This window comes from Mesorhizobium sp. CA13, from assembly GCF_020165235.1.
Classification (GTDB): Bacteria; Pseudomonadota; Alphaproteobacteria; order Rhizobiales; family Rhizobiaceae; genus Mesorhizobium.
Genome location: NZ_JAIUHS010000006.1, coordinates 325,119 through 333,572, shown reverse-complemented (window position 1 = coordinate 333,572; position 8,454 = coordinate 325,119). Strand labels below are relative to the sequence as shown.

The following is an 8,454-nucleotide window of genomic DNA, read 5'->3' as shown; positions in this document are numbered from 1 at the left end:
CTCCCCTACTCCCCCACTCCCTCTCGTATATCCCACATGAACCTGCTCTATGCCGTCTTCGCCTTCCTTCTGGCGCTCGTCTTTGGCTTTGTCGGCATCACCCGCGTCGGCTCCTGGCTGATCGAGCGTCGCAACCCGGCAGTCGGCGAATTCGTCGACATCGACGGCGCGCGCATCCACTACGTCCACGTTCCTGGCCCCGCCAAGGCCGACCTGCCGCCTGTTGTCTTCATCCACGGCGCCAGCGCCAATCTCAGGGATCAGATGCTGCCGCTCAGGCCGCAGCTCGAAGGGCGCGCCGAATTGCTGTTCTTCGACCGGCCGGGATTCGGCTGGTCAGGACGCGGGCCCGGCAACAACGAGGATCCCCGGTCGCAGGCCGGCACCGTCGCCGCGCTGATGGACCATCTCGGCATGAAGCAGGCCATTATCGTCGGCCATTCCTTCGGTGGCGCGGTGACGACCGCCTTCGGCCGCGAGCATGCCGACAAGACACTCGGGCTGGTATTCCTGGCACCCGCGACCCATCCGTGGCCTGGCGGCGCAACCGCCTGGTACTACGACCTGACCACCATTCCGGTGATCGGTCGGCTGTTCTCCGAAACGCTGAGCTATCCGGCAGGAATGCTGCGGATCGCCGCCGCCACGACCTGCGTCTTCTCGCCCAACAAAGTGCCGGAGAATTATGTCGCCAAAGCCTCGATCCCGCTGGTGCTGAGGCCGTCGGCCTTCCGCGCAAATGCCAGCGATGTCGCCGGCCTCTACCGTTATGCGCTTGGAGCCGCGCCGCGCTACGCCGAGATAAAGGCGCCGACAGTGATCATCTCGGGCGATCGCGACAAGGTCGTCTACGCCCATATCCACTCGGTCGGCCTGGAGCGCGACATTGCCGGCGCCGAACTCGTCTGGGTGCGCAATCTCGGCCACAAGCCGGACTGGATCGCGTCTGATCTGGTCGTTGGAGCCATCGAGAAGGTCGCCGGCAGGAGCGTGGATCTGGAGGCGATGGCAAGGGCGGTGGAAGCGCGGGTCGCCGGCGATGCCTATGCCGCCGGCAAATGCGCCGACCTCAAGGAACCCGAAGCGGAGTTGGCGCCGACCTGATGTGCCTCTTCCGAAAGCGGTCGTCGAAAAACGGTATTGGGGCCAGAGCGGCATGTACATCCTGAAACACGGCATAAAGAAAAATCCCGAAAAATTCTGGGCGCTGCCGGACCGCATCTTCTTCGGTTACGGCGCCTGCCCCATCCTTGCGGGCACTTTTCTCAGCTATCCTCCCCTGGAGGGATTCTACGGCGAGCGGATCGTTCCAAGCGGAAACTATCCTGGAAACCATGTCTATGTGACCAACGGCGTGATCGCGTTCGACTACCATGGCTATTCCAGCCGCGAACGGCTTCTGGAACACCACAAACGAGGATGGGCTTCACGCAGCGCCGACTGGCACTGCACGCTGGAAAAGGTTGATTTCGATCTGCTCGACACTGCCGAACTCAATCGGCGAAAGATGCGGGGGCCGGATCAGTATCTGCAAGATCCCATAGCCCGCGCGCGTCGCTTCCTTCAGCGCATAGACCACGCCGAAGCGGCAGCAAGAGCTCTCAATATCGCGACGCGTTGAGGTCCTCGGCGCTTAGCGGGTGCCCAAGTCCGATCCGACATAGGCGATGCGCAGCATATTGGTCGAACCCGGCGTCCTTAGCGGCACGCCGGCGGTGATGATGACGCGGTCGCCGGGCTTGCCGAATTCCTCTTCAAGCGCGATGCGGCAGGCGCGATCGACCATGTCGTCGAGATCGGTGGCATCGGGGGAGACGACGCAGTGCGTGCCCCACAGCAGCGATAGCCGCCGCGCCGTGTTGACGATCGGCGACAGGGCCACGATCGGCACCTGCGGGCGCTCGCGCGCGGCGCGCAGGCCCGTGGTGCCGGAGGCCGTGTAGGTGATGATCGCCGACAGTTTCAACGTCTCGGCGATTTCGCGGGCCGCCAGCGAGATCGCATCGGCGCCGGTTGCTTCAGGCTCGGAGCGCTGGGCGTTGATGATGCCGGCATAGGTCGGATCGGTTTCCACCTTGGTGGCGATGCGGTTCATCATCGCCACCGCTTCCACCGGATAGGCGCCCGCGGCCGATTCGGCCGAAAGCATGATGGCGTCGGCGCCTTCGAAGACGGCAATCGAAACGTCGGAGACTTCCGCGCGGGTCGGTACGGGCGCGGTGATCATCGATTCCAGCATCTGCGTGGCGACTACCACCGGCTTGCCGGCGCGGCGCGCGGCGCGCGTGATCTGCTTCTGGATGCCGGGCACGGCTTCCAGCGGCATCTCGACGCCGAGATCGCCGCGCGCGACCATCAGCGCGTCCGACAGTTCAATGATTTCGGCCAGACGGGCAACCGCCTGCGGCTTCTCGATCTTGGCCATGATCAGTGCCCGGCCGCGCGCGATCTTGCGCGCTTCGGCCAGGTCCTCCGGCCGCTGCACGAAGGACAGCGCTATCCAGTCGACGCCGGTGGCGAGCACCGCGTCGAGATCCCTACGGTCCTTCTCGGTCAGCGCGCCGACCGGCAGGTCGGTATCGGGCAGGCTGACGCCCTTTCTGTCGGAAATCGTCGTGCCGGCGACGACGGTGCAGACGATCGCCTTGCCATTGGCCTTGACCGCTTTCAGCTCCAGCTTCCCGTCGTCGATCAGCAGCCGGTGGCCGGCTTCGACCGAACTCAGGATTTCGGGATGCGGCAGATAGACCCTGGCCGCGGTGCCGGGCTCGGGATTGTCGTCGAGCGTGAAGGTCTGGCCGACGGTCAGCACCTCCTTGCCGTTGGCGAACTTGCCGACGCGCAGCTTGGGCCCTTGCAGGTCGGCAAGGATGCCGATCGGCCTGCCGACTGTCTCCTCGACGGCGCGGATGCGTCCGACCAGCATGCGCATCAACTCGTGATCCGTATGGCTCATGTTGATGCGGAACACATCGGCGCCCGCTTCGAACAGCTTCTTCAGCATTTCCTCGGAAGAGGAGGCCGGACCGATGGTGGCTAGGATCTTGACCTTGCGGCTGCGTCTCATTGACTGTTTGTTCCCGGGGCGGCTGGTGCGCCTCCCGTTGCGGGGTCGTCGGTCAGCTGGACCATCCAGCTTGCCTGCTCGCCCGTGTCGTATTCCTGGAATCCGGCGCGCTGGAAGCCCCGGGCGACGCAATCGGTGACGCCGGCGATCTTGAACTCTTTTTCAGCCACGCACATGTTGATCGGGCCGTCCCAGCGTCCGCCGCGTTCGGCGTCTTCTGCATAAAGATAGTAAAACCTTGATGACAGCGGCCCTTCGATCAGCGTCTTGCAGCTCGATCCTTCGATGTGCCACCAGCCCTCCGTGATCCAGCCGGCCTTGGCACGATAGCCGATGCCTACGCCGACCAGGTTTTGCGTCGCGTTGCAGACGCGGAAATCAGCGCGTGCGGGCGAGGCCGCAAACATCGCGGACAGGCCCACGGCGAGCGTCAGGAGCGGCATGGCGAAGGCGAAGCGCACGCGCCGCCCGCCGGCGGAACTCATCCTGAAACCCCTCAAGAACCACATCAGCATCTCTCTGCGCCCCTTTTCGGAAAAGTCCGGGCGCATGTCAACGCGCCGTTTTGTCCAATTCCAATCGATTTAAGAAGGCTCCCGGCGCGCGGTCCGTCGCCCCTTGCCAGATTTCAGCGGAAACCTTGGCCAAACAACGGCATTGCGCCCGCGTCGTCTTCGTGGAAAGACGATAGCATCCTCCCCGGAAGCCAGCGAACAGACCATTTCCCGCCAATGACCCGATCCACAGTTTTCGCGCCTTTCGATGTCGTCGAGGGCGATCGCAAGCGGGGCGTGGTGCTGCTTGCCGACCATGCCCGACGCGACCTGCCTGAAGACTATGGCAGCCTTGGCCTGCCGGCGGCCGCGTTCGACCGCCACATCGCCTATGACATCGGCGTCGAGGCGGTGACGCGCGAACTCGCTGCCTTGCTCGACGTGCCAGCGGTGCTCGCGAATTTTTCGCGGCTGCTGATCGATCCCAATCGCGGCGAGGATGATCCGACGCTGATCCGTCAACTCTATGACGGCACCGTCGTGACGGGCAACTATCCCCTCGCCCCGGAAGAGCGGGAAAGGCGGCTTGATCGCTTCTATCGACCCTATCACGACGCCGTCGGCGCCATGATCGCCTCGGTCGCGCAGGCTTCCGGCAAGGCACCGTTTATCTTCTCCGTGCATTCCTTCACGCCGGTCATGCAGGGCAGGCAGCGGCCGTGGCATGTCGGCGTACTGTGGGACCGCGACGACCGCGTGGCGCGGCCGCTGATCGACATGCTGGCCGCTGACAAAAACCTCGTTGTCGGCGACAACGAGCCCTATGACGGCGCGCTGCGGGGCGACACCATGTTCAGGCACGCCATCGTCAACGGCTATGCCCACGCGCTGATCGAAATCCGCCAGGACCTGATCGCGACCGGCGGGGATGCGCTTTCATGGGCTGAGCGTCTGGCGCCGATCGTTGACGCGATCGATCGCCGTCCCGATATACACCAAGTGAAGATGTTCGGCTCCCGCACCGGGCCGTTATGAGGAAGTTTCGATGACCGAACTCAGCGACGAACAGAAACGCGACTTCGAGGCCGCCGCCTTTCGCAGGCTGGTGGCGCATCTGCGTGAGCGCGGCGACGTGCAGAACATCGATTTGATGAACCTCGCCGGCTTCTGCCGCAACTGCCTGTCGAACTGGTATCGCGAGGCTGCGGAAGCCGAAGGCGTCGATCTGAGCAAGGACCAGTCGCGCGAGATCGTCTACGGCATGCCTTACGCGCAATGGCAGGCGCTGCACCAGACCGAAGCCTCCGACGCCAAGAAGGCTGAATTCGAAGCCAGGCGACCCCGAGACCACTAGGTGGTCTCTCACGTCCCCGATTACCTTAAGCGTTCGGTTTGGCCCAAATGCTTCCCGAGCGAGCGCTTGACTGAAAATTGAATCGATCTAATTTGCCGTGCAAAGCCATTTTCTGACCGGATTCGCCTATGAACGCGTCGAATGCAATGCAGACCGCCATTCGCGGGCGATGGGCCGTGGCGGCCATCTTCCTCGCCAATGGCTTCCTGACCGGCAGCTGGGCGCCGCAGATCCCGGTGTTCCTGACCCGGCTCGACATTTCCAAGTTCACTCTGGGGCTTTTGATCCTGCTGTTCGGCGCCGGCGCTGTCACCGCCATGACCTGGTGCGGGCACCTGATCTCGAGACACGGTTCGCGCACCGTGCTGCGCTGGTTTGGCCTCTGCGGTAGCCTTGGCCTGCTGGTCGTGGCGCTGGCGCCCAACGTGCCGCTGGCTGCCGTCGCCATGTTCATCTTTGGCGGCTCGATCGGCGGCATGGATGTCGCCATGAACGCCAATGCGGTGGTGGTCGAGCGGCGGCTGTCGCGCGCGATCATGTCCTCCTCGCATGGCTTCTGGAGCCTCGGCGGTTTCGCCGGCGGTGCCCTTGGCGGCTTTGCCATCCAGAATTACGGCCACCTCGCCCATGCCGCGGTGGTGACGGTACTTGCCTTCGCGGCGATCGCGGCGGCGGTGCCCTATATCGTCGCCGAGGGCAGGCCGCAGGCTGCCGAGCATCATAAATTCACCTTGCCGGCAAACCCGCTGGTCTACTTCGTCGGCCTGATGGCGCTGCTGACGATGGTCTCCGAAGGCGCCGTGCTCGACTGGGCAGCACTTTATCTCAGGCAGGAACTTGGCGCCGATCTCGCCATTGCCGGCCTCGCCTACGCCGCCTTTTCCGGCGTCATGGCGATCATGCGTTTCTTCGGCGATGGCGTGCGCAATCGTTTCGGCGCCGTGACGACGTTGCGCGGTTCGGCGATCGTCGCTGCCGCCGGCATGCTGATCGCAGGCCTGTCGCCCTCACCCTGGCTTGCCATCTCGGCCTTCGCGCTGTGCGGCTTCGGCATTGCCAATATGGTGCCGATCATCTTTTCGGCCGGCGGCAACCAGGAAGGCATGTCGTCGGGCACCGGCATGAGCGTGGTCACCACGATGGGCTATTCCGGCATCCTCGTGGCGCCCTCTGCGATCGGCTTTGTTGCCGAGCATTCCAGCTTCGGCCCGATCTTCATCGCCATGTCGGGCCTGCTGATCGTCGTCCTGCTGATGGCCGGATTGGCTCACCGCGCCGAATTCGCTCCCGACGCGGCGCCGGCCGAATAGAGTTTCAGTTCCTCGTGAAGGAAATCCGCCACGCGTCGGATGCGCACGCTGGTGCGCACGTCGCGATGCATGGCCAGCCACACCGGCAAGCTGGGCAGCGGCAGGCCCGGCAGCACCTTCTCCACGAGGGGGTCCCGCTCGGCCAGCGGCTCCTGGCCCAGGCCGATGCCGTTTCCCGCCCGCACCGCCTCCCAAAGCACGATCTGGTTGTCGGCCCGAAAGCGAAAACTGTTCCGGGTGACCGGTATGCCGAAATGCGTAAAGCCTCGGATCATCTCGTCGCTCCGGTCGAAGCCGATCAGCGCGTGGTCGAGCAGGTCGGCCGGTTGGCGCGGGCGGCCGCACCGGTCGAGATAGGCTAGGGCAGCACAGGCGCAGAGCGCGATATCGCAGACCTTGCGCGCCACCAACTCGTTCTGTGCCGGCTTGACCATGCGGATGGCGATGTCGGCATCCCGGCGCAGCAGGTTCTCGACCTGGTTGGAAGCGACGATCTCGACCTCGATGCCGGGCTCCTCGATGCCGAGCCGCGCCATCATGTCCGGCAGCACATAGGCCGCCACCACCTCGCTGGCGGCGATGCGCACCGTGCCTTCGATCGCTTCGACCGAACCCAACGCCAGGAGTGAAAAAGCGCTCGCCTGCTCGCTCACCGCCTTGCCGCGCTCGAACAGAGTGGCCCCGGCTTCAGTCAGCGCGTAGCCGCTTCGCCCGCGCCGGAACAGGATGACGCCGAGCGCCTGTTCCAGTTCCGAGATGTGACGGCCAAGCGTCGGCTGACTTGCCGATAGCTTTCTCGCCGCGGCCGACAGGCTGCCGGTCTCAGCGACCGTGACGAAGCTCTTGATCAGGTTCCAGTCGATATCTGCCATTCAAAAATGAATATCAAAACTGCACGCGTGGTCAATTTCAATTCATTGATGAGGAAATCATATTCGGCCTGCAGACACCGATACGCACTGCCACAAGCCAATCAGGAGTACCCCAAATGACCAAGATTGCACTCACCGCCGCTGCCCTCCTCATCGCCGCCAACGCCGCTTTCGCAAGCAGCGACAAGTTCGGCTCGAACAACGCCAGCCAGACGCCTGTCGCCAGCACCGACAAGACGATCACCACATCGATCGAGAAGTCGGATGCGATCGTCCGGAAGCCAGTCCTCCAGGGCAGCAACCGCGACCTCTTCGGCAACCGCTGAACAGACGTCGAGATATCCCGAGGCGGCGGGCTTGTCCCGTCGCTTCAAAGCAAACAGGAGACGAAGAATGACCAAGATTGCAATCCTCGGCGCCAACGGCCGGCTCGGCCGCGTGGTCGCCAAGGCCTTCATCGATGCGGGCTATGATGTCCGCGCCATCACCCGCAGCGGCAAGGTGCCGGCTGAGCTTGCAGGCGCGACGTTCGTCGCCGGCGATGCGCTGGATCGCGAGTCTCTGATCCGCGCCACGCAGGGCGTCGACATCATTTTCAACGGCCTGAACCCGATCTATACCGACTGGGGCAAGTGCCTGCCGATGGCCGAGAATGTCATGGCCGCCTGCCGGGCCAACGGCACGCTGCATCTCTTCCCCGGCACCGTCTACAATTATGGCTCGCCGATGCCGGCGGTGATCACGGAAGACACGCCGTTCCATCCGACAACCGAGAAAGGGCGGATCCGCTGCGCCATGGAGGAACTGTTCCGCCGTGAAGCGGAAGCCGGTCGGGTGCGCACGATCATTCTGCGCGCCGGCGATTTCTTCGGCGGCACCGGCAGCGGCTCCTGGTTCGACCTCGTCGTGGCCGCCAAGATGAGCAAGGGCATCTACACTGCGCCCGGCCCGGCCGATCTGGTGCATGAATGGGCCTATCTGCCGGATTTCGCTGTCGGTTTCGTCGCACTGGCGCGCAATCTCGACAAGCTCGGCTCTTACGAGGCGCTGAATTTTCCGGGCCATGCCGTCACCGACATCGAGATCAAGACGGCCGCCGAAAAGGCGCTGGGACGCAAGCTTAAACTAAGCTTCATGCCCTGGTGGGTGCTGCGCGCCGGCAGCCCGTTCGTGGCGATGTGGCGCGAGATCGTCTCGATGTCCTATCTGCGCTTCGAGGCGCACCGGCTGGTCTCGGCGCGACTGAAAGAAGTCATCGGTGAAATCCCGCACACCCCTCTGGACCAGGCGGTGCATGAAGCCTTGCAGGATATCGGCCTCGCCGTCGCGCCGGCCTGGCACCAAGCAGCGTGATTGC

The 8,454-nt window shown here is 64.0% G+C and carries 10 protein-coding genes; 7 read left to right on the top strand and 3 right to left on the bottom strand.

The window, feature by feature from the left end; all coding sequences use genetic code 11:
- The first annotated feature begins 36 nt into the window (after positions 1 to 36).
- Complete coding sequence (locus tag LB566_RS17360) at positions 37 to 1,104, top strand: alpha/beta fold hydrolase (protein ID WP_224625275.1); 1,068 nt, start codon at positions 37 to 39, stop codon at positions 1,102 to 1,104.
- A gap of 52 nt (positions 1,105 to 1,156) precedes the next feature.
- Entirely contained in the window at positions 1,157 to 1,621 is a 465-nt protein-coding gene (locus LB566_RS17355) for a hypothetical protein (RefSeq protein WP_224625268.1), read from the top strand.
- A gap of 12 nt (positions 1,622 to 1,633) precedes the next feature.
- Here LB566_RS17355 and pyk read toward each other — a convergent pair whose 3' ends face one another.
- On the bottom strand, positions 1,634 to 3,067 hold the full coding sequence (gene pyk, locus LB566_RS17350; RefSeq protein WP_224625267.1) for a pyruvate kinase: 1,434 nt from the start codon (positions 3,065 to 3,067) through the stop codon (positions 1,634 to 1,636).
- Positions 3,064 to 3,528, bottom strand: coding sequence for a DUF1036 domain-containing protein (locus tag LB566_RS17345; protein WP_411910486.1), 465 nt, complete (start codon positions 3,526 to 3,528; stop codon positions 3,064 to 3,066). The genes pyk and LB566_RS17345 overlap by 4 nt, the downstream gene beginning before the upstream one ends.
- A gap of 270 nt (positions 3,529 to 3,798) precedes the next feature.
- On the opposite strand from LB566_RS17345, the gene LB566_RS17340 reads away from it, so the two are divergent.
- The 3 genes from LB566_RS17340 to LB566_RS17330 all read left to right on the top strand — a co-directional run bounded on the left by LB566_RS17340 (position 3,799) and on the right by LB566_RS17330 (position 6,225).
- Positions 3,799 to 4,596, top strand: coding sequence for an N-formylglutamate amidohydrolase (locus LB566_RS17340; protein WP_224625266.1), 798 nt, complete (start codon positions 3,799 to 3,801; stop codon positions 4,594 to 4,596).
- Between the two features lie 10 nt (positions 4,597 to 4,606).
- Entirely contained in the window at positions 4,607 to 4,915 is a 309-nt protein-coding gene (locus tag LB566_RS17335) for a DUF1244 domain-containing protein (RefSeq protein ID WP_140517585.1), read from the top strand.
- A 128-nt stretch (positions 4,916 to 5,043) separates the two neighbouring features.
- A complete protein-coding gene (locus tag LB566_RS17330) occupies positions 5,044 to 6,225 on the top strand; it encodes an MFS transporter (protein ID WP_140550890.1) in 1,182 nt (393 codons plus the stop codon).
- Here the strand turns inward: LB566_RS17330 and LB566_RS17325 are convergent.
- Positions 6,183 to 7,097 carry a LysR family transcriptional regulator gene (locus tag LB566_RS17325; protein ID WP_224625265.1) on the bottom strand — a complete coding sequence of 305 codons (915 nt, stop codon included), beginning with the start codon at positions 7,095 to 7,097 and terminating at the stop codon, positions 6,183 to 6,185. The two genes, LB566_RS17330 and LB566_RS17325, sit on opposite strands and share 43 nt — an antisense overlap.
- Positions 7,098 to 7,213: 116 nt before the next feature.
- On the opposite strand from LB566_RS17325, the gene LB566_RS17320 reads away from it, so the two are divergent.
- Together LB566_RS17320 and LB566_RS17315 are read left to right on the top strand one after the other, a co-directional pair.
- Positions 7,214 to 7,423 (top strand): DUF680 domain-containing protein, encoded by a 210-nt coding sequence (locus LB566_RS17320; RefSeq protein WP_224625264.1) that lies wholly within the window; start codon positions 7,214 to 7,216, stop codon positions 7,421 to 7,423.
- Between the two features lie 67 nt (positions 7,424 to 7,490).
- Positions 7,491 to 8,450 (top strand): SDR family oxidoreductase, encoded by a 960-nt coding sequence (locus LB566_RS17315; protein WP_224625263.1) that lies wholly within the window; start codon positions 7,491 to 7,493, stop codon positions 8,448 to 8,450.
- Positions 8,451 to 8,454 lie beyond the last annotated feature (4 nt).

Excerpts from the sequence above, each read along its gene's own strand:
- LB566_RS17360 (WP_224625275.1), top strand. The coding sequence starts at position 37 with ATGAACCTGCTCTATGCCGTCTTCGCCTTCCTTCTGGCGCTCGTCTTT.
- LB566_RS17335 (WP_140517585.1), top strand. The coding sequence starts at position 4,607 with ATGACCGAACTCAGCGACGAACAGAAACGCGACTTCGAGGCCGCCGCC.
- LB566_RS17340 (WP_224625266.1), top strand. The coding sequence starts at position 3,799 with ATGACCCGATCCACAGTTTTCGCGCCTTTCGATGTCGTCGAGGGCGAT.
- LB566_RS17315 (WP_224625263.1), top strand. The coding sequence starts at position 7,491 with ATGACCAAGATTGCAATCCTCGGCGCCAACGGCCGGCTCGGCCGCGTG.
- LB566_RS17320 (WP_224625264.1), top strand. The coding sequence starts at position 7,214 with ATGACCAAGATTGCACTCACCGCCGCTGCCCTCCTCATCGCCGCCAAC.
- LB566_RS17355 (WP_224625268.1), top strand. The coding sequence starts at position 1,157 with ATGTACATCCTGAAACACGGCATAAAGAAAAATCCCGAAAAATTCTGG.
- LB566_RS17330 (WP_140550890.1), top strand. The coding sequence starts at position 5,044 with ATGAACGCGTCGAATGCAATGCAGACCGCCATTCGCGGGCGATGGGCC.
- LB566_RS17325 (WP_224625265.1), bottom strand. The coding sequence starts at position 7,097 with ATGGCAGATATCGACTGGAACCTGATCAAGAGCTTCGTCACGGTCGCT.
- pyk (WP_224625267.1), bottom strand. The coding sequence starts at position 3,067 with ATGAGACGCAGCCGCAAGGTCAAGATCCTAGCCACCATCGGTCCGGCC.